Source organism: Glutamicibacter sp. BW78 (assembly GCF_002332245.1).
In the GTDB taxonomy this organism is placed as follows: Bacteria; Actinomycetota; Actinomycetes; order Actinomycetales; family Micrococcaceae; genus Arthrobacter_H; species Arthrobacter_H rhombi_A.
In genome coordinates this window covers 36,729-62,799 of record NZ_NRGU01000023.1, presented here as the reverse complement: position 1 = coordinate 62,799, position 26,071 = coordinate 36,729, and the positions used below count along the sequence as shown (strand labels likewise).

Genomic DNA, 26,071 nt, shown 5'->3' with positions numbered 1-26,071 from the left:
GATGTGTCCGGTACGCACACCCTTACCTCCACCGAAATTGAGACATCGAAGAAGGAGCCCCATCTGCGGATGGGGCTCCTTCTCTGTCCGGGGTCATTGAGCTGCCTGCCGCGTCGACCCGGATTAGTGCTGGGGTCGATCTTCTTCAAGAGGTTCAACGTCATCGGCCGATGCTGGAATCCGTGGAATGGTTCCCGTCGTGGTCGGCATGACCGGGGTGAGGACCGAAGCGTAGTCATGCTCGTTGGAGTAGTGGAGGAATCCCAGATGTGCCTCGTACCGGTCCAGGACATCATTGATGATCTGCTGCTCCGTCAGACCCATCAGGTCATAGCCCTCGGTTCCCGTCTGGGTGAAGACCTCCAGCCGGTAGTAGACGTCGATCTGTCGCGACATGCTGCGCCCGCCGAACATCGGTGCCGGCGCTTCGACGGCAGCTACCTGGTAGTGGAAATTCCGGTGGTCTTCCATGTTGACCAGCAGGGTGTGCTCGCTGATGCCCGTTTCGAGATTGGGTTCGCTCGTCAGTTCGGCGTCGTAGCCCAAACCATTGAATTCGTTGAGCACTTCCTGCAACGCAGGTTCCACCACACGGTCAGCGAACTGTGCCACGGCCTTCTTGGACGGGTACGAACGCAGCTGGGCCAGGCGCTGACGCCAGGTCTTCTCTGGGGTCTGGCCGCCATGGATGGCCATCGAGCGCCGGCGCCGCACCTGCCCCTCTCGTTCGGCCCGTTCCATCCGCAGGACCTTGGAAAAGGAGGCCATGACCAAATAACTGATGATGGTCACCGGCAACGCGAAGATCAGCGTCGCGTGTTCCATGGTTGTCACCCCTCCGGCAACGATCATCGAAACCGTGAGCACCGCGGTGAGTACCGCCCAGAAGATCCGCAACCATTTCGCCCCGTCCACTGAAGGATCTGGAATCGAGGAGGAGAAATTTGCCATGACCATGGCACCAGAATTCGCGCTGGTCAGGTAGAACAGCATCCCGGAAAGTGTGGCCAAACCGATCAGGAAGGGGGCGCCGGGAAACATCTCCAAGAGGGCATACCAGCCATGTTCGGGACTATCCATGGCCAGCTCGGCGAAGTCGGTGTTTCCCTCCAGCACCTGACGGAGGGCACTATTGCCGAAGATCGTGACGATGAAGAAATCGCAGAGGACCGGCGCGGTGATCGCAGCAATCACGAATTCACGGAGGGTTCGGCCTCGGGAGATCCGTGCCAGGAAGAGCCCGACGAAGGGCCCCCAGGCGAGCCAGAAGGCCCAGAAGAAGAGCGTCCAACTTCCCATCCATTCACTGCCACCATCGGTGTAGGCGAAGGTTTTTAGGGTGCGCTCGGGCAAGGTGAGGACAAACCTGCCGATATTTTCGACCATCGCGTTGAGTAGGAAAGCGGTCTTGCCGGTAATCAAGATGTAGAGCATCATGGCGCCGGCGGCCCAGAGGTTGAGCTCGGAGATGAGCCGGATCCCCTTATCCACCCCCGAGGCGCAGGCGGCCACGGTCATGATGACGGCGACGAGCACCAAGGCGATCTGCAATGCCAGCCCCTCGGGAATACCCAAGAGCCAGGAAAAACCGACGTTGAGGAGCACGACCCCGATCCCCATGGACGTGGCCACACCGAAGACGGTCCCCACCAGAGCGAAGATATCGATGACATCCCCTGCGGCCCCCCGTACGCGTTTGCCCAAGAGCGGATATAGCACCGCACGAATCGACAGGGGCATGCCCCACCGATAGGCAAAGTAGCCCATGGCCATGCCCAGCAGGGCGTACATCGACCAACCGGCGACTCCATAGTGGAACATCGTCCAAATTACCGAGTCCTGGAGGGCTTCAGCCGATTCGGGAGTGGCCGAGGGTGGGGTGATGAACTGGGTGATGGGGCCGGTGACCGAGTAGAAGAGCATGTCGATGCCGACCCCGGCTGCGAACAGCATGGCTACCCAGGTGAAGAGGTTGTACTGCGGGCGAGAACGGTCCGGCCCCAGCCGGACACCGCCTTCCTTGGAGAGCGCCACCCAGAGGACGAAGAGGATGACCAGGGTGATCGTTACGACGTAGAACCACCCCAGGTTGGTCGAGATCCACGTCACGGCAGCTTGCATGGTCGCCGACGCCTGATCCGGTAAGAGCATCGCCCAGACCGAGAAACCCAAAATGATCGCCGAAGAGGTGATGAAGACGCGCCAATTGACCCGGGGCCCGCGGTGCTCGGAGAGCTCGACGGGTCCCTTGCTCAGTTCGCTGCTGGAAATGGGGGGACGCATGTGTTGAGCGTCGGGCTCCCTGCGGCGGCCTGCGATGCCGAAACGGCTGCGGTCGATCCTGGGGTGAGGTCGTTCGGCTGAACCCTCGGGGGGCTCTTCTGCGTCAGTCAATCAGTACTCCTTCGCGTCGGAACAATGGCGAAGACTGTTCCGCTCTGCAACGGGCGTGTTCTCCCTACGGCAGGAAGAAGGCGTGCGGGCTACCCGGTAGTAATACGCGGCGAGTCCATGCTAACCCGGTAGCGCCGACCCGGGTAGTTGAGCCCGGGGAGGAGAGGCCAGGCCCTCTCGTCGTGAGGAGCGGGGAAGCGCCCTCGTGCTTGACCGAGAGCCACGTCCAGCTGGTTTGACCCTGCGGACATCACGGGGTCGCTGTCGTCAACATCGAGCAGTTGCAGCGCCATCCGGTACATATCGCGACCAGCTTGCCGTTCCAAGGGGATGATCCGCCCACGGAGAGTCTGATCCGCGGCGGCGACCGTCCACACGTGGAGCGCGGCGCGACACAGGGTTCCGGTATACGGATCGGCAAAAAAATTCACGATGGCCTCGATCTGTTCCGCTCCCATCCCCCGATAGGGGGAGCGTCATCGGCGAGGGCCCTACGGCGTTCGACCATGTCGTCCAGTGCCGCAAGGATCAGATCCTCCCGGGTGAGGACGTGGTGCTGTCGGTTGCCGGCTGCCACCCCTTCATCGGCCAGGCAGACGAGGATCGCCTCGAGCAATCGCTGCCGAGTGATGCGGCTGCGGTCCTGCTTCGGTGTCGAAGAAAACTGCGGAACGAGTCCGCGACGTGTGGGCGGTCAAGACCCATCGGCGGTGACCAAAAGAGCGACCCAAGGGTTGGGATGACCTGGTGGAAGGCGCCACACCTGATCCGATGCACGTACTCATCGACGGCCGGGACAGTGTCCAGTGCCTTTACATGTGAGGGACGACTGTGCGCCCGAAAGAGACGCTAACCAGCCATCTGTCGGTGACCATTGCCTCGCTGAGCAATTCGAGTGCCGTTCGCGAGAACCGGGGTTCCAATCCTCCGTTGACCCACATGATGATATTGCCGATGTCACGGAACTACTCGAACGCGTGGACGCGATGTATCCGCCGGCAGCAGTCATCCCCGGCTCCGGACAGACGGAAGTATTGCCGGTCACCGCCATGCAGTGGCCGGCCCATCTACAGAACGCCTCAAACTTTTGGGGAATTCAAACGCCACCCATGCTGGTCGGCATGATGGACCCGACTGGAAGGGGACTCTCTGCCGGTGAAGTTGTTGAGATTGCCTACAGGTCCCCGAATGTCTGCTCCGGATACTGGAAGAACCCGCAGGCCAAGGAGTCATCGAAGATGCCGTCCTCTGGTTCTCCGACCGGCTGAAGGAGATCATCACGTCCGGTGGTGAGAACGCCTCCTCGATAGCCGGAGAACTGGAGGAACGAGTCGTCTCCCACGCCACGCAGCACCTTGCGCGTTTCCAGGTGCCCAAGATGGTGCGGGTCTTTGCGGAGCTTCCGAAGACGGTCACCGGAAAGATACGTAAGAACGAGGTCAGGGCCCAGCTGGAATAGAGAGGCCGGCCCGCGTGGAGCTCCGTTTTCCGAGCTCCACGCAGACCAGACCCGGCACTAGAAGAGTTGACGCCAGTTCGTCGCCGCGAGGTCCAATAGCTCGTCGCCTCTGCCGGACATGACCGTTCGTACGGCATACAGGGCGAACCCCTTGGCCTGTTCAGCGGTGACGTTCGGTGGCATGGTCAGTTCCTGACGCGCCGTGACGATATCAACGAGTGCTGGTCCGTCATGGGCCAGGGCCTTCTTCAGGGCCGCATCCAGATCGGCAGAGCTTTCCGCCCGGATACCGAGAACCCCGACCGCGTTGGCCACCTCGGCAAAGTTCGGGTTCTCCAAGTCGGTGGCATAATTCACGAATCCTGCCGCCTTCATCTCCAGCTCCACAAAGTTCAGTGAGGAGTTGTTGAAGACCACCATCTTTACCGGCAGCTTCGACTGGACCACGGTGAGCAACTCGCCCATGAGCATCGACAAACCGCCGTCACCACACATGGCAACGATCTGACGGCCCGGTGCCGCTGACTGTGCTCCGATGGCTTGGGGGAGCGCGTTGGCCATGGACCCGTGGGCAAAGGATCCGAACAGACGGCGCCGGCCGTTCATGGTCAGGTAACGGGAGGCCCACATGACCGGGGATCCCACATCGGGAATGAACACAGCGTCATCCGAGGCATGACGATCCAGACTCCGAGCAACGAATTGCGGGTGCAACGGTTTGCCCTTGCGCGTCTTCGTGGCCAGATCGTCGAGCTTCTCGCGGGTCTTGCGGTAGTGCTTCTGCGCATCCTTCAGATGTGATCTGCGGGACTTGCGCTTGAGCATCGGCTGGAGGGCTTCGGCGGTGTCGGCCACCGTGCCCACCAGCCCGAGGTCCACCGGAGCACGACGGCCGAGCTGTTCGCCACGAAGGTCAACCTGGATAATACGGGCCTTGGAGGGGAAAAATTGCTGGTACGGGAAGTCGGTGCCCAGCATGAGCAAGGTATCGGCGTCTTCCATGGCCCGGTAGCCCGAGGCGAAACCGAGCAGCCCGGTCATGCCGACGTCGAACTCATTGTCGTATTCGATATGCTCTTTGCCGCCGAGGGCGTGGACGATAGGTGCACCGAGAGTGTCCGCCAGCCCCACCACGGCATCATGGGCACCTGCCACGCCCGCGCCAGCAAGGATCGTGACCTTGGAGCCAGCATTAAGAATGCCTGCAGCTTCTTCGAGTTCTTCCCTCGAGGGCACCACGACCGGGTGGGAGCGGCGGATGTGGGTGATCCGCTCATTGGTTGCCGGAGCCAGTGCCACGTCGCCAGGGATAACCAGCACGGCAACGCCACGCTTTTCGATCGCGGTCCGCATCGCAATTTCCAGCAAGCGCGGCATCTGATCTGGGGTGGAGACCATTTCCGTGAAGACCGAGCATTCGCTGAAGAGGTCTTGAGGATGTGTCTCTTGGAAGTAGTTGCTGCCAATCTCCGCGCTGGGGATATGTGCGGCAATGGCGAGAACCGGTACACGCGATCTATTGGCCTCGTAGAGCCCGTTGATCAGGTGCAGGTTGCCCGGACCACAGCTGCCGGCACAGACGCCCAGGTTCCCGGTCATCGTTGCCTCGGCCCCGGCAGCAAACGCGGCGGCCTCTTCATGGCGGACATTGGACCAGGAAATCGTCCCGTCCTTGCGCAGCGCGTCGGTGATCCCATTGAGCGAGTCTCCGGGGACGCCATGGATTCGTTGGACGCCGTTGGCCCGAAGGGTGGCGATCATGTGTTCTGAGACCGTAGTCATATCAGTTAGAGTTCCTTCCGCTGAGGTTGAATCCAGCCTACCGCTGAGCCTTCGACCCTCGCTTTTCCGAGGAGGTGGCGACACGCCGTCGCGGAGCGACACACCAGCTGTTGGCTTGTGGGCATCTTCCATGCACAGCCTGTGGATGGAGCTGCCTGAACCCCGGATTCGTGCGGCAATTAGGGATGCGTTTCTCCACACCCGCTGTGGACTAACGCCGTGGGGAATGACATACTTGTAAGACAACATATAGGGGTTGCTTGCTGAACCTTGTACTACATGTAGTATTGAAATCTCAGGAAGCGCCCCACGGGGCGGGAACAGTTTCTACTCCCGCCAACGCTCGGATGGCCCGCTTTCGGACCCCCGGGAATCCGGGAACACACCACGAAGAAGACCACATATTTTGTACGAGGGGATCAACGCCATGACCGTCACGGTTTACACCAAGCCAGCATGCGTGCAGTGCAACGCCACTTACCGAGCGCTGGACAAGAAGGGCATTGCCTACCAGAAGGTCGACATCTCCCAGGATGCGGATGCCCTCGAGCGCGTTCGGGCCCTCGGCTACATGCAGGCCCCCGTCGTCATGACCGAAGCCGACCACTGGTCAGGCTTCCGCCCGGACAAGATCGAGGAACTGGCCATGGCCGCCTCGAACGTAGCCTAGGCAACAACACCCATCACCAGCAGTTGGAGGCCGGTCTCATGTCTGGCGACATCGCGGTGGAGGAGCGGACCACGCGTCCGGCCACCGCAAACACCACTGAGAGTTCCCTGATCTACTTCTCCTCCGTTTCCGGCTACACGAAATGGTTCATGGAGAAACTGGGGCTTGAAGCGGCGCAGATCCCCCTCTATGCCAGCGAACCAGAACTGCTGGCTTCTCAGCCGTATGTCCTCGTTCTGCCCACCTATGGTGGGGAGAAAGGGGCGCGGTCGATCCTCCCGCAGGTGATCCGGTTCCTCAACAACGAGGGAAACCGACAGCTGCTGCGCGGCGTCATCGGCGCCGGCAACACCAACTTTGGAACCACCTACTGCTTGGCGGCAGACAAGATCTCCGCCAAATGCTCGGTTCCCGTGCTATATCGTTTCGAACTCATGGGGACGTCGGAAGACGTCACCCGTGTACGCCAAGGATTGGAAGAGTTTTGGACACCACCGTCGCAGAGCCAACCGTGAAGACCGACACCAAGGAAGTCCCTGAGGCCTTTCAGGGCTTGGGATACCACGAGCTCAACGCCATGCTCAACCTTTACGATAAGGAGGGGAAGATCCAGTTCGCCGCAGATCGTGCGGCGGCACGGCAGTACTTCCTGCAGCATGTGAACAACAACACGGTCTTCTTCCACGACCTCGACGAGAAGCTCGAGTACCTCGTGAAGCACGAGTACTACGAACGCGAAACCATCGACCAGTACACGATGAACTTCGTCCGCGGCCTCTACGCACATGCCTATAAGAAGAAGTTCCGCTTCGAAACCTTTCTGGGCGCCTTCAAGTTCTACACCTCCTACACGCTGAAGACCTTCGACGGAAAGCGCTTCCTGGAACGCTACGAGGACCGCGTGTGCATGGTCGCCCTGCACCTGGCCCGTGGCAACGAAGAGCTGGCCACGCAACTGGTCGACGAGATCATCGATGGTCGCTTCCAGCCAGCCACCCCCACCTTCCTCAACGCCGGCAAGGCCCAGCGCGGCGAGCTGGTTTCCTGCTTCCTGCTGCGCGTCGAAGACAACATGGAGTCCATCGCCCGTGGCATCAACTCCTCGCTTCAGCTTTCCAAGCGCGGTGGCGGTGTTGCCCTGTCGCTGACGAACATCCGCGAACACGGTGCCCCGATCAAGCAGATCGAGAACCAGTCCTCCGGCGTCATCCCCGTGATGAAGCTTCTTGAAGACAGCTTCTCCTATGCGAACCAGCTCGGTGCCCGCCAGGGTGCAGGAGCCGTCTACCTGCACGCCCACCACCCGGATATCTACCGCTTCCTCGATACCAAGCGGGAGAACGCGGACGAGAAAATCCGCATCAAGACCCTCTCATTGGGCGTGGTCGTCCCCGACATCACCTTCCAGCTGGCCCAGACGAACGAGGATATGTACCTCTTCTCGCCCTACGACGTCGAACGCGTCTACGGCATCCCCTTCTCCGACGTCTCCGTCACGGAGAAGTACTACGAAATGGTCGATGATTCGCGGATCAAGAAGACCAAGATCAACGCCCGCGAGTTCTTCCAGACCCTCGCGGAGATCCAGTTCGAATCGGGCTACCCGTATGTGATGTTCGAAGACACGGTGAACCGGGCCAACCCCATCAAGGGCAAGGTCATCATGAGCAACCTCTGCTCGGAGATCCTGCAGGTGTCCTCACCGTCGGTGTACAAGGAAGACCTGGGCTACGAGGAGATCGGCAAGGATATCTCTTGCAACCTCGGCTCGCTGAACATCGCCAAGGCGATGGATTCCCCTGACCTCGGCGCCACGGTGGAGACAGCGATTCGCGCGCTCTCCGCAGTGTCGGATATGTCCTACATCGGTTCGGTTCCTTCGATTGCTGAGGGCAATAAGCAGTCGCACGCCATCGGTCTGGGTCAAATGAACCTGCACGGCTACCTGGCACGTGAACACGTCCACTACGGCTCCGAAGAAGGCCTGGACTTCACGAACATTTACTTCTACACCGTGCTCTTCCACGCCCTGAAGTCTTCGAATAAGTTGGCCATGGAAACGGGCGAAACCTTCGATGGGTTTGAGGATTCGAAGTACGCCTCGGGGGAGTTCTTCGATAAGTACACTCAGGCTGAATGGGTTCCGCAGACCGAAAGGGTCCGCGAGCTTTTCGCCAATGTGCACATCCCGACCCAGCAGGACTGGGAGGAACTGAAGGCTTCGATCATGGAGCACGGTATCTACAACCAGAACCTGCAGGCCGTCCCTCCGACGGGCTCGATCTCCTACATCAACAACTCGACCTCTTCGATCCACCCGGTGGCCGCGAAGATCGAGATCCGTAAAGAAGGAAAATTGGGCCGTGTCTACTACCCGGCTCCGTACCTGACCAACGAGAACCTGGAGTACTACCAGGATGCCTACGAAATCGGCTACGAAAAGATCGTCGACACGTACGCAGCCGCAACCCAGCACGTTGACCAGGGCCTGTCGCTGACGTTGTTCTTCAAGGACACCGCCACGACCCGTGACATCAACCGGGCGCAGATCTACGCATGGCGCAAGGGCATCAAGACGCTTTACTACATCCGCCTCCGCCAGCTCGCGCTGGAAGGCACGGAGGTTGAGGGCTGCGTTTCCTGCGCACTCTAGGAGTCGCAGGCGCTGAATAAACCTCGTCCTTCCACCTGGACGCCGACAGCCGGCATCCAGGACACCGGACCGGGACGACGGCGGGAATCTTCCCGCCGTCGTCCCGCTCACGGAATACACAGGCAACCCGCATTAGAAAGTCAAAGTCAGGGGATGAAATGACCGATCAGGTCAAGCTGCAGCATCATGTCGAGGCCATCAACTGGAACCGCATCCAGGACGAGAAGGACGTCGAGGTGTGGAACCGCCTCGTCAACAACTTCTGGCTCCCGGAGAAGATCCCGCTGTCTAACGACGTCCAGTCATGGAACACGCTCACCGAGGACGAGAAGCTCCTCACCATGCGCGTTTTTACGGGGCTCACCCTGTTGGACACACTGCAGGGCACCGTCGGGGCTGTCTCCTTGATCCCCGATGCCATCACCCCGCATGAAGAGGCCGTTTACACGAACATCGCGTTCATGGAATCCGTGCACGCGAAGAGCTACTCCTCGATCTTCTCCACGCTGGCCTCCACCAAGGACATCGACGAGGCATTCCGCTGGTCCACGGAGAACGTGAACCTCCAGAAGAAGGCCTCGATCATCGAGTCCTACTACTACGGCGAGGATCCGCTCAAGCGCAAGATCGCCTCAACCCTGCTGGAATCCTTCCTGTTCTACTCCGGCTTCTACCTGCCGATGTACTGGTCCTCACGCGCCAAACTGACCAATACTGCTGATCTGATCCGCCTGATCATCCGCGATGAGGCCGTACACGGCTACTACATCGGCTATAAGTTCCAGAAGGGTCTGGAAGGTCTCAGCGAGGAGCGCAAGACCGAGTTGAAGGACTACACCTTCGAACTGCTCTACGAACTGTATGAGAACGAGGTGCAGTACACCCACGACCTGTACGACAGTGTGGGCCTGAGCGAGGACGTCAAGAAGTTCCTGCACTACAACGCCAATAAGGCGCTGATGAATCTGGGTTACGAGGCGATGTTCCCGTCCTCGGTGACGGACGTGAACCCCGCCATTCTCTCGGCTCTGAGCCCGAATGCCGACGAGAACCACGACTTCTTCTCCGGCTCCGGCTCCTCCTATGTGATCGGCAAGGCCGTGAACACCGAAGACGAGGACTGGGACTTCTAGCAAACCCAGCAGGTTCTGCACGAACCGTTCGAAGGGCTCCGGCGCATCAGTGCCGGAGCCCTCCGACGTTTGAGCTGTGGCGGCAGACCGCCGATGCAGCGAACCTAGGCATCAATCACCAGGTCTTCCGTCGGTCGCGAACAGCACAGCAGGATCTTGCCCTCGGCTATTTCGCGTGGCCGGATGCCGCCAGCATGATTCATTTCGACCGCGCCTTCCAACAGACCGCTCTTACAAGTACCGCACATCCCCAAACCACAGGACGAGGGGACCGGCACGCCATCGGCGAGGGCCGCGTCGAGGACGAAGGAGCCTGCCGGGCAGTCGATGCTTCGCCCACTGCGCGCGAAGGTCACGGTGAACGCACCAGCCTTGGTGGTACTGGGGATTCCGGCGGATGCCGCATCTTGGTGGACTCCGATGTCGAAGCTCTCCTCGTGCCGGCGATCTGTGGCGCATCCCGCGGCATCGAGCATGGTCCGAACTCCGTCCAGATATCCTGCGGGACCACAGGAGAAGATCTCACGGTCCACGAGATCGGGAACAAGGCTGCGCAGCAGTTCCGTATCAAGCCGTCCGGGGGAGATTCCGATACCTGCAGGTAGCTTCGTCCCGCGCCTTTGGTCGGCAGTGACGAGCGTACTGCTGACCAGTTCCACACGCAGCCCGCGCCGGACGGAGAAGGTTTCCAGATCCCGACGGAAGATGACGTCGTCCGGACCGTGGAGGCTGTTGACCAGAACGGCATCGATCGGGTTGCCCTTGACCAGCAGCGTGCGCAGGATGGCCATGATCGGCGTGATGCCGGAGCCTGCTGCAAGGAAAAGATAGCGCTGCCTTTGCGCCCTCGCCTCGTAGTCCAGCTCGAAAGGTTGCGTTAGCTGGAGCTCGGTCGGTGTGAAACCGCCCACCGGCCCGTGCGCGCTGATTGCTCGGCCCGGGCGCAAGTTCTCGTGCAGCCAGTTGGAGAATGGCCCACCCGCGATGCGTTTGACGGTGATCTCCAGCCGCCGGCTACCCGACGGTGCCGAACTGATGGAGTAGCACCGGCTGGCCCCGGCGCCGTCGATCTCCTGGCTCAGGGTCAGGAACTGGCCCGCCACCCATCCGAATCCTTCCTCCCCTTCGGGCTCAAAGACGAAGGTCTTGACATCGGCTGTCTCGTCACGGACATCGACGCAGCGCAGGACGTAGGCATCGGGGGCAGCCGGGTCGGCCGGAGATACTGGTGTGTGCACGGCCCGAGTGTGCTCGGCCATCTGGGTCATGGGAACACTTCCAATCCGTCGCCACCGGCTGCGTCGTCCAGAGCCGCAGAGGATCCGTTCCAGGATTCCGCTTCGACGTGGGCTCGTAACCGGTTGATGTACCAGGAGCAGAAGGCCTCCACCTGGTATTCGTTCGGTGCGTAGGGTCCCGGTTGGTAGGCGGGGCTGGACACGCCGCGCTGGGCGCGTTGCACGAAGACCCCATCTTGTGCGTTCGTCTGCTTCCAGACTCGCTTGAGCTCCTGTAGATCGTAGTCGTGACCTTCCACCGCGTCCTCGTGGACGAGCCAGGTGGTGCGCAGCAGGGTCCGGTCGGCAGCCAGCGGCACCACCGAGAACGTGACGGCGTGGTCGCTGAGGAAGTGGAACCATGCATTGGGCTGCCAATGCATCGAGAGCCGGCCCAGCCGGGGCTCAGTCAAATCGCCGAGTAGCTTGTTCGAGACGATCCGCCCATCCGGGCTGAAGGACTCGCCGGCCCCGTCGAGCGGTTCCCGCTGGATGCGGAACCCGGTCACGGGAGTCTCGAGTTCCTGGATTCGCTCGAACGGCAACCCGTTATCGGCGCTGACGCGCCGCAGATCCGCTTCGGCACGCAGGTAGCGGTCGTAGGCCGGCCGCAGCCGCGCCGGCAGACCGTCGGGTTCATAGCCGTAGGTGGGAAACAGCGAGCAAGAGAGTTCCGGGTGCCCGTCGCAGTGATAGCACTCTCGGTTGTTCTCCATCACGAGCTTCCAGTTACCCTCTTCGACGAGGTCCTCTTGCGCTGCGACCTTGGTACGCATCAGTTGATGCGGGGTCAGATAGGATTCGATTCGCTGGGCCACCGAATCGAAATCCTCCGGCGGCTCCGCAGAGAGGCAAATGAAGATCAGACCAGCGATGCTCCTGACCGCGACCTTTTTCAGAGCGAAGCAGCTGCGGTCGAAATCGGCGGGCTGCGAGTCGGCGTGCAGCAGCGAGCCGTCCGTCCCGTAGGTCCAGTGGTGGTATCCGCACACCAGGTTCCCGACCGAACCGCTGGCGTCGTTGAGGATTCGTGCGCCCCGGTGTCGGCAGACGTTGTGCAGGGCGCTGACCTGATCGTCGTCGTCGCGCACCAGGATCACCGAGTAGGGGCCGACGGTGATGGTGACGTAGTCCCCGGGCTCGGGCAGTTCGGCGTCGGCCGCCACATAGATCCAGTGTTTGGCGAAGATTGCGGCGATGTCCAGATCATGGACCAACGCGGATGTGTAGAACTCGGAATCAAGGCTCAATCCTTCAACCCGCTGGTGCACCAGCTGGGTCAGGCGGGCCGGGATCGGTTGGGCTCGCCCGGTTGTTTCGGTGCTGACGGGTGTGGTGTTCATGGTCTTCCTCCGGGGTGCCGTGGTGGATGCTGATGGCGTGGCCGGCCGACGCGGCTCGATCTGTTTCACATCGGCAGGCACAGCCGGAAGGCGTCGTAGATGGCTGCGTGGATGTTCCGGCTGGCCACTGCATCGCCGACGCGGAAGAGTTGGAACTTCCCGGAGGCCTCGGGATCCACGGGTTGTGGTTCTCCGGCCAGCAGTGCCTGGTAGTCGACTTCCCCTGCGTTGGCCGAGTCCGCCAGCAGCTCGAAGTACAGTTCGGCGTTGGGCAGATTCCCGTGTTCGACGACGACGAGGTCCACGGTTCGCGTCATCACCTGGCCGGAATAGTCGCTGCGAAGTTCAGCACTGAATTGCCCGTGGGCTGCCGGCATGACCGAGACGAGTCGGTGGGCCAAGGTGATGGTGACGTCGTGCTCGGAGAAGGCACGCAGGTAGCCCGGGGAGTTCATGCTGCCCACATCGGGGGCCACGGTGCGCTCCGGGGTGACGAGTTCAACGCGGGTGCCGGCCAGTGCCAGTCGTTCGGTGGCATCCATTCCAGGCTCGGCCCCGTTGTCGTCGTAGACCAGCGCCGTGGACGGCATCTTCGATAGTTGTCCTAGTACGTCCCAGCTATCGGCTACCAGATCCTCACCGGCGGCCAGGAACGATCGGTTCGGGGTGCCACCGGTCGCGACCACGACGACGTCGGGGTTCTCTGCCAACACCATCTCCCGATCGGCGTAGACACCGTACCGGAGGTCAGCGCCTGCCAGCTTGGCCTCACTGACCCGCCAATCGATGATCCCGATCAGATCGCGTCGGCGCGGTGAAGAGGCGGCGATGAGCACCTGGCCCCCGGGGGCATCGCCCGCTTCGAAGAGCACGACGGCGTGACCGCGCTCGGCCAAAACACGGGCGCATTCCAACCCCGCCGGCCCCGCCCCGATCACCATTGCCTTCTTTCGTGCTGCACCACCGGACACGATGGTGTGTGGCAACTGGAGTTCACGTCCCGTGGCGGGGTTGTGGATGCATTTGGCGTCGCCCGATGCGTAGATGGAGTCCAGACAGTAGTTCGCGCCGACGCAGGGGCGGATCCTGTCCTCCTGCCCGGCCGCCAGCTTGGCCACGAGCTGTGGGTCGGCGATCTGTGCGCGGGTCATACCGACCAGGTCCAACAGGCCGGCACCGATGGCGTGCCGGGCGGTGGAGACGTCGGCGATCCGCGAGGCGTGCATTACCGGGATGTCGATCTCGCGTTTGATGGCACCGGCGAAATCAAGGAACGGGGCCGAGGGGGTCCCCATGGAAGGAATCACCCGCGAGAGCGTGGCGTCGCTATCGATGGTGCCTTTGATCACGCTGAGGAAATCGATTCCATCGGCGATGTAGTGCTGCAGCGCCTCGAGGGCCTCGTCCTGCCGGAGGCCATCGGCTCGATCCTCATCCATGGACATGCGGATACCAACAATGAAATCTGGCCCGACCGCGGCACGGACGGCTTGGATGACCGCCCGAGGGAAGGCCATGCGGTGTTCGTGGCTTCCACCCCACACGTCCTGGCGGTCGTTGGTTGCCGGAGAGAGGAAGGCGTCCAGGAAGTGTCCGTAGGACTGGATTTCGATGCCGTCCAATCCGGCCTCCTGGCAACGCAGGGCTGCCCCTGCGTAATCGGACACCACCCGGCGCAGATCCCAGGGCTCTGCCACCTTGGGGAAGGCGCGGTGGGCGGGCTCCCGCTGATGGGAGGGGTAGAGGACCGGCAGCCAATCGCCGGTGTAGTTACTGGTCCGCCGCCCCAGATGGGTGATTTGGCACATGACCGCCGCGCCGGCGTCGTGCACTTCGTCGGTGAGCTTGCGGATCCATCCGGAGACTTCGTCCCGGTAGAGCAGCAGGTTGCCGAAGGCCGGGGGGCTGTCGGGGGAGACGACGGCGGATCCACCGATCATCAGCAGGCCGGTTCCGCCGCGGGCCCGTTCCACGTGGTAGGCACGGTAGCGATCGGTGGGCATGCCACCTTCCGCGTACGCCGGTTCGTGGGAGGTGCTGACGATCCTGTTGCGCAATGTCAGGTTCTTCAGCGTAAAGGGTTGGAGCAGTGGGTCTGTCGCGTGCATGGGGATGATTCCTCCCGGTGTCCAGATGCGCTGTCGTGGCCACCTGATACCTTTAGTGTGGTGTTCGCGAATGCTGAAGAAAAGCGAAAGATTCGTCACAGTACCGTGTACAGTTATTGCATGATTGATAGCCGACTTCACGTCCTGCGGATGTTGGCCGCCCACGGCACGGTGACGGCGACGGCGCGGGCGCTGCACTACACTCCTTCGGCCGTTTCACATCAATTGAGGGGGTTGGCCGAGGATCTCGGAGTCGTGCTGCTGATCCCCCAGGGACGCGGGGTTCGCCTGACCCCTGCGGCCCGAATCCTCCTGAGCCAGGCCGACGACCTTTTCGCCCGCTGGGAGACCATCAAGGCACTGATCACTTCCGAGTCGGGCGAGCACGCTGGTGAGTTAAGACTCTGCGGTTTTTCAACCGCAGCGGCGGCCCTCTTGCCCCCGGTGGTCACCGCTCTGCGCTCGTGGCGTCCGGAGCTTGAAGTGCGGATCATCGAGGCCGACCCGTTGGAGTGCTTCGACCTCCTGCTGGCCGAGGAAGCGGACCTAGCAGTGATCGTCGCCACCGACACCGTGCCAGCGACGGCCGATGGCCGCTTTGACCAGCAGTTCCTTCTTGATGATCCTCTTGACCTGCTGGTCCCCGACGGGCATCCATTTGCGCAACGTGCCTGGATTACCCTGCGTGAGACCGCCGAGGAGTCGTGGATCGTGGATCGGCCGAACCGTCCGCACCGCCAATTGGTCTTCACTTCATGCGCAGAGGCAGGCTTCACCCCGACCGTCGCACATGAAGCCGTCGAGTGGGACACCGGGGCGGCCTTGGTGGCCGCAGGGTTCGGGGTATCGCTGGTTCCGCGGCTCGCCCGGATGCCGGCAGGGTATGCCACAACCCGCGTTCCCTTGCGCGGGGATCCCGCACCGTCACGGCATATCCGCACTGTGGTCCGTCGAGGGAGCCGGTCCCAACCACTGCTGGCTTCGGCACTGGAAGTGCTCGGCGAGACAGCGGCCGGAGTCCACGCGCTTGACACCAGTCCTCCGCTGCCGGCGTCGGGCTGAGCTGTCGCCGGCTGTTCACCGTCGCCTCGGTTGCCCGCTCACCTACTCTGAGTGGGAACCATCGCGCGCTTGCCGTAGCGAAGTCGAAGCGGTCTGCCGGGATCTCCGTTGCCGTTGCCTCTGACGCATCAGCAAGCAGTCCAATGAGAGGACCAGAAAGGCCCCTAGCGCATAAGCGGGTAGATCGGTGAGGGAAAAGGTCGTACCCAAGACCAGACGGATCGGTGGAACGACGGCGGAGAGGGCACTGGGCAGTGCTGTCAGCTGCAGCAACTCCACCAAGGTACTGACGCAGAACGCCCAGATCGCCACCCTGAAGGGACGCCAGGCAGGTTTGATCAAACCGACCACCAGATAAATCAGCACTGTGTAGAGCGCCCCGCCAGCAATATCAGCCAGTCCAGCCGGCAGCAGGAAACGTGCTGTCAGGCCCACGGGGATGACGGAAACGGCTGCCACGCAGAGAATGAAACGACGTGACCCGAGGAATGATGTCAGTCCGGGCGATGGCATGGAGGAAGTCTAACGCCGCCGTGGTGGCGGTAGGCTCGAAGCATGAGTCCAGCACTACAGCAATCCGTTGTTCTCGAGAACGGGTTCGCCCGGAATTTCCCCGAACTCTCCATTTCCTGGGCAGCGGAAGAACCCCCGGCACCGGAACTATTGGTTCTGAATGAGCGATTGGCACGGGAGCTCGGGCTGGACCCCGAATACCTTCGCAGCGCCGAGGGGATCTCCGTGTTGACCGGGGCCCACCCGCCCGAAGGGGCGACACCCGTTGCCCAAGGGTATGCAGGGCACCAGTTCGGTTCGTACTCCCCGCGGCTCGGGGACGGCCGGGCACTGCTCTTGGGAGAGCTGCGCGGCGCTGATGGAAACCTCCGTGACCTGCACCTGAAGGGTTCGGGACGGACGCCCTTCTCCCGTGGTGGTGACGGGTTTGGCGCCGTAGGGCCCATGCTGCGCGAGTATATTCTGAGCGAATCTTTGCACGCACTGGGAATCCCGACCACGCTCTCGCTGGCGGTTACCGCCACAGGAAACGGAGTATTACGTGAAAGCCGGTTGCCCGGCGCCGTGCTCACTCGCGTTGCTTCCAGCCATCTGAGGGTGGGCTCATTCCAATATGCCCGCGCGCTGGACGACCCCGATCTGCTGCACCGTCTGGCTGACTACGCCATCCTCCGCCATCATCCGGAGGCAGGTGAGGCCGAGCGACCCCATCTGGCCCTGTTCGACGCGGTTGTCGCCGACCAAGCTACTTTGATTGCCCAATGGATGTTGGTCGGATTCGTCCACGGGGTGATGAACACCGACAACATGACCATTTCGGGGGAAACCATCGACTATGGGCCCTGCGCGTTCATTGACGCCTTCGATCCCGCCGCGGTCTTCAGCTCCATTGACGCGCAAGGACGTTATGCTTATCGGAATCAGCCGGTGATGGCCGAATGGAACCTGGCCCGTCTGGCAGAGGCCATGCTGCCGCTCTTTGACGACGATGAGGACCGGGCCGTGGAATTGGCCATGGAATCGTTGCGCACCTTCAGGACCCGCTACAGCGAGGCCTGGTCCGCGGGTATGTTCGAGAAATTGGGCCTGCCACCAGCCACCGGCGTCGAGAGCCGCGACCAGCCGGCCCACGACCTCGTAGAAGCCACGACCGCTCTATTGGCTGCCAGCGGGGCCGACTACACTTCGTTCTTCCGTGCCTTGGCGGATGTGGCCCGGGGCGAGCGAGCATTCGTCCGTACCCTTTTCGCCGACCCTGCGCCCTTCGAGGACTGGGCCGGAAGGTGGCTGGCCCTGGGGCCCGACCCTGCGGGGCTGGACCGGATCAACCCCGCCTACGTTCCGCGCAACCATCTGGTGGAAGAAGCCCTTGAGGCAGCCACGGGAGGGGACCTGGAACCGTTGAACCACCTTTTGGAAGCCGTCTCTGCGCCCTATGATGTGCGTCCGGGCCTGGAGCGGTATGGCACGGGTGCGCCTACGGAATTCGGCCCATACGTCACCTTCTGCGGCACCTGAGGCTGCCCGTTTCGACACCAGCGGATCAGGTACTGCGGGACCAAGAACGACCGATAGGGTGGAACGGTTAGCGCCGATCCCCGAGGCGCTGAAAGGATGCCTTCATGACTGCCTCGACCATCGGCCACCAGGACCGCCCGGACGCTTCCGGAACCCATCTCCTCGAGCTGCCCGACGGCTCACGCCCCTCCAGCTTCTACGTGCCACTGGGGGAAGGCAGCTACCGTTCCACCATCCACACCCAAGGTGCCTGGAACGAGCACGAGCAACATATGGCGCCGGCCACCGGGCTCCTGGTCCGCGAGCTCGAGCTTTTCGAGCCCCGCGAGGATATGCGCATGGCACGAGTCAGCCTGGATATCCTGGGGATCATCCACGGTGGCGACGTGCAGATCACCACGCAGATGATCAGGCCCGGCAAGACCATCGAACTGGTTGAGGCGCAAATGGTTTGTCAGGGCCGGACCGCCATCGTGGCCCGCGGGTGGAGGCTGAAGACCCACGACTCACAGCTCGTCGCCGGTGTCGAGGACGCTGACGTCACCCACCCCGAAGACCTACCCGTCTGGGACGGAATGGAGATGTGGCCCGGCGGCTACATCGAGCAGCTGGAACTACGGGTCGAACCCGGACACCGTTTGGGCAAGGGCGTGGTGTGGCTGCGCAACCCGCAGCAGATGGTCGATGGCTTCGACACCCCTGATATGGTCCGGCTGTTGGGGATGGTCGATACGGCCAACGGGGTAGCACCGAGGGTGGCTCCGGGACCGGAATCCTGGATGTTCCCGAACGTCGACCTGCAGATTCACATGTACCGCCGTCCCGTCGGTCAATGGCTGGGCATTCAGTCGCAGCAGACCTACGGTTCGGACGGGATCGGACTGACCTCTGCCGTGTTGCATGACACCGAGGGGCCCTTCGGGCGCAGCGAACAGATCCTCACCGTCCGTCCGATGCCCACACGCTAGCGCGGGTCAGGCACCGTGGAGGCTGACGCGAGCATGGACCGGATCCTGGCCTTGGGAGTAGGGATGAAGCCTGCGTTCACGTAGCGGCGCCGTACTGAGCCCTCGGCCCGGTACAGGGCCCAGCCACGACGCAGCAAGAACGGAAGCGGCTTCCGGCGTTCCTTGATATCGCGTACCAACCGACGCACCGCCGTCGTGATGGGGGAGACGTCTATGTAATAGGCGCGGACGTCCACCCCATGAGCGATGAGTGGCGCCCGGATCTCATCCACGAAGATTCCCTCGGCCACGACGGGACCGCCGGCCATGGTGACGGTCGAATAGCCGGAGTAGCTCGACGTGGAAATCGAATAATGCGGGACTTCCATGCTGCCGGTGCGTAGCAGGTGCAGGACGGAGTTGACCGCTGCATCACAGTTCCAGGTTCCGGGATGGTCCCAGTCGACCTCGCCGTAGGCGGTGTGGGGCAGCGGGGTCTGCGGGGAATCCTCGGCCAATTCACGGTAGAAGTTATCCAGCTCGACATGCGGGCGGCCGTAGCGCTCGGCGAGATAGGACTTTCCGGATCCGGAGGAACCGCCCAGGAGGATCAAGGTCAGGATTGGTTCAGGCACGACCCCCATTATTCATGCGGACCGCCCACAACTAGAATCGTCACCATGACTTCCTGGAATTCCGCCACGCATCAGCCCCTGACCGTGTGGCGTTCCGAGGCGAGTGGAAACCCGGAAGCTGACCTGCTCGAAGGCATCGAGCTGCTTGAACGGGTTCGCGACGGGAAGTCCGGGCCGACACTGCGCCTCTACCGCCCCGAACCCACTGTGGCCTTCGGCCAACGGGATATCAGGCTTCCCGGCTATGAACAGGCCACCGCCTCGGCTCGTGGCCTGAGCTTCGACCCCGTGGTCCGAAAAGCTGGCGGCCGGGCAGCTGCCTACCACCAGGGCACCTTGATCGTCGATCATGTCGAACCAGCAGGTGAGTCGATGCTTGGCCATCAGGACCGCTTCAAGGTTTTGGGCAGCCTCTATGCCGAGGCCCTGAAGAGCCTGGGCATCGACGCCGTGGTGGGTGAAATCCCCGGGGAGTACTGTCCCGGTGAATTCAGCGTCCATGGCCGGCCCGGCCCCGGCTCCAGCACCGCATCCCCGGTGAAACTTGTGGGCACCGCACAACGGGTTGTTTCCGGTGCCTGGCTGTTCGCCAGTGTGTTCGTCATCGAAGACTCTGCCCCGTTGCGCGTGGTTCTGGAGGCCGTCTACGCGGATATGGGATTGGACTTCGACCCGACGACGGCTGGTGCCGCGGAGGACCTGGTTCCTGGAACCACCGTGGAAGCCGTTGAACAGGCGCTGCTGCGGGCCTATGCCCAGCACACCACCGTCATCGACCCACAAGCCCTGGTGGGATAACCTCCGTCGACTCGACACCCACAGGCGTGCACACACCCCCGTTGTGCACAGCAGGAAGCTGCGCCCTCACGGTTCACGACCACGGCTCGATGCTGGTGGCTAGGCGCTGAGACTCCGGCGGGGAGACCGGTGCCCTAAGGAGGCATCATGTGTAGGAGCTGCAGCATTACGTCCAGCCGGCTCGAGGGGCGGCTGGCGCCATTGCCGGGGGAATGGTTCATTGAACACGCGATCGGACGCCGCGGGGTTCCGGTCGCTTATACCGTGGGACTGACCGGGATCCACCAGCCGGAGCTGATCATCCGCGAGACGGGATTCTCCCGTGGTCACCGGATCCTTCATGAACTCATCGCCGGTGTCGTGGTCGGTTCCCTCCGGCTGGAACCCGGGCCAACTCGCTTGGGAGAAGGACGAGATCTGGTCCTTCACCGCTATGCCCATAGCATCGAGCTGACCGAAGCCGTCCGGCGGTACGACGGAATCATCAACGTGCTCCAGGTGGTGCAGGTTCCCTTCAAGGATTCCTCCGCAACTGTCAGACGGTCGGTTTCGGTGGTCCAGGCCAGGACTGCCGAAGTGGATTCGCTGGGCAGTGTGGCCCACGAGTTTCGAAGGCCGCGACGAGAGCAAGGCGCCTAGGGCTGTGGGAGCTGGTGAAACACCGCGTGGCGGGACCCCTTTCGGGCTCCCGCCACGCGGTAGATCTATCGGGGGCCTGTCGGCCGCCAGTTTCGACTACTTGCTGATCTGGTCCAGCCATTCCTGCAATTGCGGGGCTTCGGCAGCGATGCTGGTCGCATCACCGTGGCCGGTGTTCACGATGGTGTTCTGCGGCAGCACCAACAGTCGGTCCCTGATCGAGGCCACAATCGTCTCGTAGCTGGAATAGCTGCGCCCGGTGGCACCGGGGCCACCGCTGAACAGGGTGTCCCCGGAGAAGACCGTGTCCAACTCCTCGGCGTAGAAACAGGTGGATCCGGGGGAGTGGCCAGGAGTGTGGATCGCCTTCAACGTCGTACCGGCGATGTCGAAGGTATCGCCATCTGAGATCTCCTGATCCGGCGTCGTCCCGGGGAAGACATCCTCCCAGAGCATCTGATCCTCGGGATTCATGTAAATCGGAGCGTTGACCATCTCGGCGAAATCGCGCGCATAACGGATATGGTCGTCATGCCCATGGGTGAGCAGGATGGCGGTGACCTTGCGTCCGCCCACCGCTTCGACAATGGCAGCGGGCTTATGCGCCGGGTCGATCACGAAGACTTCGGCCTCGTCACCGATGATCCACACGTTGTTGTCTACATCCCATGTTCCGCCGTCGAGGCTGAACGTTCCGGAGGTCACCAGGTTTTCGATCTGTGCGGCCATTAGAGCTCCACCACCGAACGCAAGACGGTGCCATCATGCATCTTGTCGAAGGCCGCCTCGATATCGCCCAGCCCGATGCGTTCGGTGACGAACGCATCCAGATCCAGTCTTCCGAGCTTGTATTGTTCGACGAGCATGGGGAAGTCGCGGGAAGGCAGGCAGTCGCCGTACCAGGAGGACTTCAGTGACCCGCCGCGGCCGAAGACGTCGGCGAGGGGCAGTTCGAGCTTCATCTCCGGATTGGGGACGCCCACCAGCACCACCCGGCCGGCCAGGTCACGGGCGTAGAAGGCCTGCTGATAGGTTTCCGGGCGGCCGACGGCATCGATGACGAGGTCGGCGCCGAAGCCACCGGTCAACGCCTGGATGGCTTCGACCGGGTCCTTCTCCTTAGAGTTCACCCCATGCGTGGCACCGAGCTCCAGGGCCATGTCGACCTTTGACTGGTCGATGTCCACGGCAATGATGGTGGTGGCCCCGGCCAGCTTCGCGCCGGCAATAGCGGCGATGCCGACACCTCCGCAACCGATGACCGCCACGGATTCGCCGCGTTTGACCTCGCCGGTGTTGATGGCCGCACCAATACCGGCCATGATTCCGCAGCCCAGCAAGCCCACGGCAGCTGGATCGACGTCGTCGTCCACCTTGGTGCACTGGCCCGCGGCGACCAAAGTTTTCTCGGCGAAGGCACCAATGCCCAGCGCGGGGGAAAGCTCGGTACCGTCTTCGAGGGTCATCGGCTGAGCCGCATTGGCAGTATCGAAGCAATACTGCGGCTGGCCCTTGGCGCAAGCGCGGCATTCCCCGCACACGGCACGCCAGTTCAGGACGACGCGGTCGCCGACCTGGACATTGGTTACGCCTTCACCGAGCTGGCTGACCACGCCGGTGGCCTCATGCCCCAGCAGATAGGGGTAGTCATCGCCAATTCCGCCGAGCTTATAGTGCAGGTCGGTGTGACAGACCCCGCAAGTGAGGATGTCCACGACCGCTTCGCCGGGACCGGGATCCGGAACGACGATCGTCTCGATTTCCACCGGTGCGTCCTTGGCCTTCACGACGACAGCCTTGACCTTTTGTGCCATGGTTTCCATCCTCTCGGCCATGCCCTGCACGGCCCATTCAGTTCAGAAAAAAGGTGCCCACACGGAAAAAACCGCGGGCACCTTTCATCCTGTCATAGAGCGCCTAGAGACGCTCGCGAACCTGCTCAATACGGGGATTCGTGACGGCCGAACCATCGGAGAAGATCAAGGTGGGGACCGTTTGGTTACCGCCGTTGAACTCCTCGACGATCTCGGCGGTTCCCGCGACGTCCTCGATGTTGACCTCCCGGTAGGAGATGCCATCGGCGTCCATGGCCTTCTTTAGGTTTCTGCAGTATCCGCACCAGGAGGTCGTGAACATGGTGACGGTCCCGGCTTCGGGGATGTAGTCCTCAGTCTTCAAATCAGTCATGTCCAGCACAACCGGCACTATGAGATCCTTATTCCATGTGTGGGAGATACGTAATGGCCCGGGCCATTGGTGACCTGGTAGCCGAAGCCGAGGCGGAAGCCGACGATGCGCTGGAACTGCGTAAATCGTGGAACGTCGCCCCGACCAGCGATGTTCCGATTGTGTTGGAGCGGTTGGTCGACGACGAAGTCGTCCGTCAGGTGCACGTGGCCACATGGGGTTTGGTACCTATCTGGGCCAAGGACCCTTCCGTGGGGGTGAGGGCTTTCAACGCCCGCAGTGAAACCGTTCTGGAGAAACCCACCTTTCGTTCTGCCATCAAGGCCCGCCGGTGCGCCGTCCCCGCCGAGGGCTACTACGAATGGAAGAAGTCAGGGACCGGCAAGACCGCTTCCAAACGCCCGTACTTCGTTCATCCGCAGGACGGCTCGCTGATCTTCTTCGCCGGCATCTACGAATGGTGGAAGGACGCGTCCAAGGCAGAGGACGACGCCGAACGCTGGCTGCTCAGCTGCAGCATCCTCACGATGGCCTCACCCGACGAGACGGGCGAATCCACGGTGCTCGACGAACTGCATGGACTGCACGATCGGTTGCCCATCCCCTTGGATCGGGAGACGATGTCCGAATGGTTGAACCCCGGCGACCGGGAAGCTGCCCCACTGGTCGAGCAAGTCAGATCCGAAGCCTATGAGGTTGCCGGAGGCTGGTCTCTCCGGGAAGTGGGCTCCGCCGTGGGCAACGTGCGGAACAACGGTCCCGAGCTCATCGAGCCGGTTCAGGACCTTTTCGCGGAGTAATCTGAGGGCATGGAAGCGCACGAACTGCAGGAGCTGATGCGGTTGCGTCGCGCCAGGGATCTAATGGACCGCGACTTCGCTGATCCTCTCGATGTGCCCACCATGGCCGGCACGGCACTGATGTCCCCGGCCCATTTCTCCCGAAGGTTCAAGGCCGCCTATGGTGAATCGCCGTATGCCTACCTGATGACCCGACGCATCGAACGAGCGATGACCTTGCTGCGGGGTGGGGTCGGGGTCACCGATGCCTGCCTGGCCGTGGGCTGCACGTCACTGGGGTCGTTCAGTTCGAGCTTCACCCGGATCGCCGGTGTTTCCCTGACGCAGTACCGGGCCTTGGACCATGCGGCACTGCAGGCCATGCCGGGCTGTTTGGCGCGGTTAACCTCCCGACCTACCTCCTTGAAACCGAGCAGGATCCGAGAAGCACCCCCAGTTATCCAGGACTAGCGTTGGATACATGAACATTTCCTTGAAGTACTGCCACATCACCGTGAACGATGTCGACGAGGCCATCGCCTTTTATCGCGACGGACTCGGGCTCGAGGTGGTCAACGACGTCGCCGGTGGCGGGCACCGGTGGGTCACCCTGGGTACCGTCTCCCAGCCAGGGGCGGAAATCGTGCTCTCTAATCCACATGCAGGTCGATCAGAGCAGGACGGGGATGTCCTCCAAGAACTCCTGGCCAAAGGTGTGCTGCCCATGACCGTGTTCACCACGGACGACGTCGACGCCCTCTTCGAAAAAGTCCGTGCCACGGGTGCCGAAGTGCTCCAGGAGCCAATCGATCAACCGTGGGGACCACGCGACTGTGCCTTCCGTGACCCCTCAGGGAACATGGTGCGCATTAACCAAGCAACTGACTGAGCGGCGGTGCTCCTGCCTCCTGCGAGTGACGTCTCGTGACCCGGGCAGGGCATCCCCTAGGGTGTTCATCATGACTTTGACGTGGAGCACGACGCACCCGATCTTGAAAAGTTCCACGAACGGTGGGGCGGGGATCGTCTTACGCCCCTGGAGCCCCGAGGATGCGGACTCGATCTACCAGGCCTGCCAAGACCCGGAAATCATCCGGTGGACGACCGTGCCGTATCCATACACGCAGGATCACGCGGTCTCATTTGCCGATTTTTCCGCAGCAACCTGGCGCGAGCAGGCCGGAGCTTCCTTCGCCGTGGTGGATGAAAGCACGGACGCTGTCCTGGCTTCCTGCGGGCTGGTTGATGTCGACCAGACGAACGCCACGGTGGAAGTGGGATATTGGGTGGCGCCATGGGCTCGTGGCCGTGGAGTGGCTACGGCGGCAACCAAGGCCGTGAGCCGGTGGGCGATAGAAGATCTGGGAGCCCAACGGGTCAGCCTCGAAGCCGCGTCGGAAAACCATGGTTCCCAGCAGGTGGCACTCAAGGCCGGTTTCACCCGCGAAGGTATCCAGCGATCCAAGGCCGCACGCTTCGGTGAACGCCATGACATGGTGCTGTTCTCCCTCCTGCCCGGCGACGGAGCATCCTAACAGGACCTCCGCTACCCGCGGGAGGAAGAAGAAGGCAACCCTGGTCCGCTGATGAAGGAGAAGGGCGTGCTCTCCGCCGTCAGCGTGTCATGTCAGCCGCCCTCGACCAGCGCCTTCAACCGGGCGAGATCCTCCCGAGCATCGTTGGCATCCTGTTCGAACTCGGCGTTACTCATTCCCGTTTTCTTGAAGAGGGTGAACACGACCTCGCTGCCCTGATCGTTGCTCAGTACACGGAGGGGATTGCGCACGACGGTCCCGTCCGGCAGGACCACGTCATGATCGAGGACGCCCGACTTGATCGGGCCGACGAACCTCACCTCGACTGCGCCCATCGGGGAATCGGTAATCCATCGTCCCTCTTCGTTGCGAATGCCGGAGCTCAGACCCTCGGCCCAATGAGGGAGCTGCAGAGGGTCAGCGGCAACGGCGATGACCCGGTCGATTCCAGCGTCAATGGTCTGGGTGAGGTGTCGCACCGGCCATGTCATGGTCCAGATCCTATCCAGAAACCCAAAGTGTCGTACATACTTTCTAGTCTGATCTTGCTTAGAACAAAGATTCGAATAGAATGGGATGATCGTCGCGCACAGGCAGTTTTGCGGCCCCTTCCATGATTTAGGGCCCCGAGACCTATGC

The 26,071-nt window shown here is 62.1% G+C and carries 26 protein-coding genes; 13 read left to right on the top strand and 13 right to left on the bottom strand.

The genetic code is table 11. The features are described 5' to 3' along the window. Positions 1-123: 123 nt before the first annotated feature. The 4 genes from betT to poxB all read right to left on the bottom strand — a co-directional run bounded on the left by betT (position 124) and on the right by poxB (position 5,635). Positions 124-2,283, bottom strand: a complete 2,160-nt coding sequence (gene betT, locus CIK75_RS03695) for a choline BCCT transporter BetT (RefSeq protein WP_096223253.1) — start codon at positions 2,281-2,283, stop codon at positions 124-126. A 200-nt stretch (positions 2,284-2,483) separates the two neighbouring features. Continuing rightward, complete coding sequence (locus CIK75_RS03690; RefSeq protein ID WP_096223248.1) at positions 2,484-2,852, bottom strand: hypothetical protein; 369 nt, start codon at positions 2,850-2,852, stop codon at positions 2,484-2,486. 716 nt (positions 2,853-3,568) lie between these two features. Then, positions 3,569-3,736 carry a hypothetical protein gene (locus CIK75_RS16460; protein WP_241895271.1) on the bottom strand — a complete coding sequence of 56 codons (168 nt, stop codon included), beginning with the start codon at positions 3,734-3,736 and terminating at the stop codon, positions 3,569-3,571. 174 nt (positions 3,737-3,910) lie between these two features. Next, positions 3,911-5,635, bottom strand: a complete 1,725-nt coding sequence (gene poxB / locus CIK75_RS03680; RefSeq protein WP_096223247.1) for a ubiquinone-dependent pyruvate dehydrogenase — start codon at positions 5,633-5,635, stop codon at positions 3,911-3,913. A gap of 427 nt (positions 5,636-6,062) precedes the next feature. Between poxB and nrdH the strand changes: the two genes are divergently transcribed. The 4 genes from nrdH to nrdF all read left to right on the top strand — a co-directional run bounded on the left by nrdH (position 6,063) and on the right by nrdF (position 10,091). After that, the gene (gene nrdH / locus CIK75_RS03675; RefSeq protein WP_086996998.1) at positions 6,063-6,305 is read left to right on the top strand and encodes a glutaredoxin-like protein NrdH; all 243 of its coding nucleotides are present in this window, start codon (positions 6,063-6,065) and stop codon (positions 6,303-6,305) included. Positions 6,306-6,343: 38 nt separating this feature from the next. Continuing rightward, the gene (gene nrdI / locus CIK75_RS03670) at positions 6,344-6,820 is read left to right on the top strand and encodes a class Ib ribonucleoside-diphosphate reductase assembly flavoprotein NrdI (RefSeq protein ID WP_143413259.1); all 477 of its coding nucleotides are present in this window, start codon (positions 6,344-6,346) and stop codon (positions 6,818-6,820) included. Then, positions 6,817-8,958 carry a class 1b ribonucleoside-diphosphate reductase subunit alpha gene (nrdE, locus tag CIK75_RS03665; RefSeq protein ID WP_241895274.1) on the top strand — a complete coding sequence of 714 codons (2,142 nt, stop codon included), beginning with the start codon at positions 6,817-6,819 and terminating at the stop codon, positions 8,956-8,958. The genes nrdI and nrdE overlap by 4 nt, the downstream gene beginning before the upstream one ends. A gap of 131 nt (positions 8,959-9,089) precedes the next feature. Continuing rightward, positions 9,090-10,091, top strand: a complete 1,002-nt coding sequence (gene nrdF, locus CIK75_RS03660; RefSeq protein WP_256382346.1) for a class 1b ribonucleoside-diphosphate reductase subunit beta — start codon at positions 9,090-9,092, stop codon at positions 10,089-10,091. A 104-nt stretch (positions 10,092-10,195) separates the two neighbouring features. On the opposite strand, the gene CIK75_RS03655 is transcribed toward nrdF, so the two are convergent. From CIK75_RS03655 to CIK75_RS03645, 3 genes are all read right to left on the bottom strand, one after another. After that, a complete protein-coding gene (locus CIK75_RS03655; RefSeq protein WP_198962388.1) occupies positions 10,196-11,329 on the bottom strand; it encodes a hybrid-cluster NAD(P)-dependent oxidoreductase in 1,134 nt (377 codons plus the stop codon). A gap of 26 nt (positions 11,330-11,355) precedes the next feature. Beyond that, the gene (locus CIK75_RS03650; protein WP_086996895.1) at positions 11,356-12,711 is read right to left on the bottom strand and encodes an aromatic ring-hydroxylating dioxygenase subunit alpha; all 1,356 of its coding nucleotides are present in this window, start codon (positions 12,709-12,711) and stop codon (positions 11,356-11,358) included. A 65-nt stretch (positions 12,712-12,776) separates the two neighbouring features. Further along, the gene (locus tag CIK75_RS03645) at positions 12,777-14,819 is read right to left on the bottom strand and encodes an NADH:flavin oxidoreductase (protein ID WP_096223246.1); all 2,043 of its coding nucleotides are present in this window, start codon (positions 14,817-14,819) and stop codon (positions 12,777-12,779) included. Between the two features lie 120 nt (positions 14,820-14,939). Between CIK75_RS03645 and CIK75_RS03640 the strand changes: the two genes are divergently transcribed. After that, positions 14,940-15,881 carry a LysR substrate-binding domain-containing protein gene (locus CIK75_RS03640; RefSeq protein WP_096223245.1) on the top strand — a complete coding sequence of 314 codons (942 nt, stop codon included), beginning with the start codon at positions 14,940-14,942 and terminating at the stop codon, positions 15,879-15,881. 42 nt (positions 15,882-15,923) lie between these two features. On the opposite strand, the gene CIK75_RS03635 is transcribed toward CIK75_RS03640, so the two are convergent. Continuing rightward, positions 15,924-16,394, bottom strand: a complete 471-nt coding sequence (locus CIK75_RS03635; protein ID WP_086996887.1) for a DUF2809 domain-containing protein — start codon at positions 16,392-16,394, stop codon at positions 15,924-15,926. 42 nt (positions 16,395-16,436) lie between these two features. On the opposite strand from CIK75_RS03635, the gene CIK75_RS03630 reads away from it, so the two are divergent. Both CIK75_RS03630 and CIK75_RS03625 read left to right on the top strand, forming a co-directional pair. After that, positions 16,437-17,912, top strand: a complete 1,476-nt coding sequence (locus CIK75_RS03630) for a YdiU family protein (RefSeq protein WP_096223244.1) — start codon at positions 16,437-16,439, stop codon at positions 17,910-17,912. Positions 17,913-18,016: 104 nt separating this feature from the next. Beyond that, positions 18,017-18,880 carry a thioesterase family protein gene (locus CIK75_RS03625; protein WP_086996882.1) on the top strand — a complete coding sequence of 288 codons (864 nt, stop codon included), beginning with the start codon at positions 18,017-18,019 and terminating at the stop codon, positions 18,878-18,880. On the opposite strand, the gene CIK75_RS03620 is transcribed toward CIK75_RS03625, so the two are convergent. After that, on the bottom strand, positions 18,877-19,503 hold the full coding sequence (locus CIK75_RS03620; protein WP_086996879.1) for a hypothetical protein: 627 nt from the start codon (positions 19,501-19,503) through the stop codon (positions 18,877-18,879). The two genes, CIK75_RS03625 and CIK75_RS03620, sit on opposite strands and share 4 nt — an antisense overlap. A gap of 36 nt (positions 19,504-19,539) precedes the next feature. Here CIK75_RS03620 and CIK75_RS03615 point away from each other — a divergent pair, with 36 nt between their 5' ends. Further along, on the top strand, positions 19,540-20,292 hold the full coding sequence (locus CIK75_RS03615) for a lipoate--protein ligase family protein (protein WP_241895270.1): 753 nt from the start codon (positions 19,540-19,542) through the stop codon (positions 20,290-20,292). 147 nt (positions 20,293-20,439) lie between these two features. Beyond that, positions 20,440-20,931, top strand: coding sequence for a hypothetical protein (locus CIK75_RS03610; protein WP_143413257.1), 492 nt, complete (start codon positions 20,440-20,442; stop codon positions 20,929-20,931). A 96-nt stretch (positions 20,932-21,027) separates the two neighbouring features. Here CIK75_RS03610 and CIK75_RS03605 read toward each other — a convergent pair whose 3' ends face one another. From CIK75_RS03605 to CIK75_RS03595, 3 genes are all read right to left on the bottom strand, one after another. Further along, entirely contained in the window at positions 21,028-21,660 is a 633-nt protein-coding gene (locus CIK75_RS03605; RefSeq protein WP_096223242.1) for an MBL fold metallo-hydrolase, read from the bottom strand. After that, entirely contained in the window at positions 21,660-22,745 is a 1,086-nt protein-coding gene (locus CIK75_RS03600) for an S-(hydroxymethyl)mycothiol dehydrogenase (RefSeq protein WP_086996989.1), read from the bottom strand. The genes CIK75_RS03605 and CIK75_RS03600 overlap by 1 nt, the downstream gene beginning before the upstream one ends. Positions 22,746-22,848: 103 nt before the next feature. Then, a complete protein-coding gene (locus tag CIK75_RS03595; protein ID WP_086996987.1) occupies positions 22,849-23,118 on the bottom strand; it encodes a glutaredoxin domain-containing protein in 270 nt (89 codons plus the stop codon). A gap of 35 nt (positions 23,119-23,153) precedes the next feature. Here CIK75_RS03595 and CIK75_RS03590 point away from each other — a divergent pair, with 35 nt between their 5' ends. The 4 genes from CIK75_RS03590 (at position 23,154) to CIK75_RS03575 (ending at position 25,432) form a co-directional block, all read left to right on the top strand. Then, positions 23,154-23,918, top strand: coding sequence for an SOS response-associated peptidase (locus CIK75_RS03590; protein WP_096223241.1), 765 nt, complete (start codon positions 23,154-23,156; stop codon positions 23,916-23,918). A gap of 9 nt (positions 23,919-23,927) precedes the next feature. Further along, complete coding sequence (locus CIK75_RS03585; protein WP_096223240.1) at positions 23,928-24,368, top strand: helix-turn-helix transcriptional regulator; 441 nt, start codon at positions 23,928-23,930, stop codon at positions 24,366-24,368. A 10-nt stretch (positions 24,369-24,378) separates the two neighbouring features. Then, positions 24,379-24,786: a VOC family protein gene (locus CIK75_RS03580; protein ID WP_086996864.1), complete on the top strand. Its 408-nt coding sequence runs from the start codon at positions 24,379-24,381 to the stop codon at positions 24,784-24,786. Between the two features lie 70 nt (positions 24,787-24,856). Continuing rightward, the gene (locus CIK75_RS03575; RefSeq protein WP_086996861.1) at positions 24,857-25,432 is read left to right on the top strand and encodes a GNAT family N-acetyltransferase; all 576 of its coding nucleotides are present in this window, start codon (positions 24,857-24,859) and stop codon (positions 25,430-25,432) included. Between the two features lie 92 nt (positions 25,433-25,524). Here the strand turns inward: CIK75_RS03575 and CIK75_RS03570 are convergent, their stop codons facing one another. Continuing rightward, positions 25,525-25,923: a polyketide cyclase gene (locus tag CIK75_RS03570; protein ID WP_096223239.1), complete on the bottom strand. Its 399-nt coding sequence runs from the start codon at positions 25,921-25,923 to the stop codon at positions 25,525-25,527. Positions 25,924-26,071: the final 148 nt, after the last annotated feature.